We start from the raw sequence: 1,105 nt of genomic DNA, 5'->3' as shown, positions 1-1,105 counted from the left end.
CGATCAACACCAACCTGCGCCATGTGCCTGTCGCACTGGTGGACCAGTCCGGAACAGAGTTGTCCCGAACATTGGCGCAGATCGTTCAGGCCACGCAGGTCGTGACCATCACCGAACATCTAACAACCCCGCAAGAAGCCGAGCGCGCGATCACTGAATCCCGCGTGCGCGCCGCGCTTATCATCCCATCAGACGTCAGCCAACGCCTTGCCCGAAGCCCGTCTGTCGGGCTGGGCCTGCCCAACGCAACGGACAAGACCAGTAGCCGACCGGTTGCCCATTGGATCGTCGATGGCTCGGACACGATGGTGGCCAGCGCAATCAAATCCCTGCGCACGATGCCTTTGACAGAACTGCTGAAACAACCACCAAACCGGCAGGTGCCTACCTTCGAGGTGACGCTTTACTTCAACCCTGAACAGCGATCAGCAGTCAATATCGTGCCAGGTCTTGTCGGCGTGATCCTGACCATGACGATGATCCTGTTCACTTCAGCCGCCATCGTCCGCGAACGCGAACGGGGCAATATGGAGATGCTGATCAACACCCCGATCAAATCGATCGAACTGATGATCGGGAAGATCATCCCCTATATCTTTCTGGGCCTGATACAGGTCGCAATCATCCTCGGCCTCGGGCATGTCCTTTTCGATGTCCCGATAAACGGCGGATTGGGCATTTTGCTTGTGGTGACCTTGTTGTTCATCATCGCCAGCCTGTCGCTTGGGCTGGTGATTTCCACGCTTGCGCAGAACCAATTGCAATCAATGCAGATGACTATCTTTGTTCTGCTGCCATCGATCCTGATGTCGGGCTTTATGTTCCCCTTCGACGGCATGCCGCAACCAGTCCAGATGATTGCTCAGGTTCTGCCCGCCACTCATTTTATGGACATGATCCGCGGCGTGGTCCTGCGTGGCGCGTCGCTATACGAGTTGCGCTGGGGAATTCTCTGGATGATTGGATTTGCGGCATTCGGATTGTTGGCGGCCACTCTAAGGTTCAAGAAACGGTTGGGTTGAAGGCGGCCCAGAGCTGCCGTCCGTGCGGGAATTGAATGCTGCATTGAGGCTTCCCAGAATCGGGAATTGAAAGACCTCTGTTG

At 56.1% G+C, this 1,105-nt stretch carries 1 protein-coding gene; it reads left to right on the top strand.

The genetic code is table 11. The features are described 5' to 3' along the window. The coding region (locus ACR0EL_RS21775) for an ABC transporter permease (RefSeq protein ID WP_480502258.1) at positions 1-1,022 on the top strand (1,022 nt) is incomplete at its 5' end. Between the last annotated feature and the right edge of the window lie 83 nt (positions 1,023-1,105).

The sequence above is a fragment of the Ruegeria sp. AH12 genome (assembly GCF_056541465.1).
This window is presented reverse-complemented; position numbering and strand designations above follow the sequence as displayed.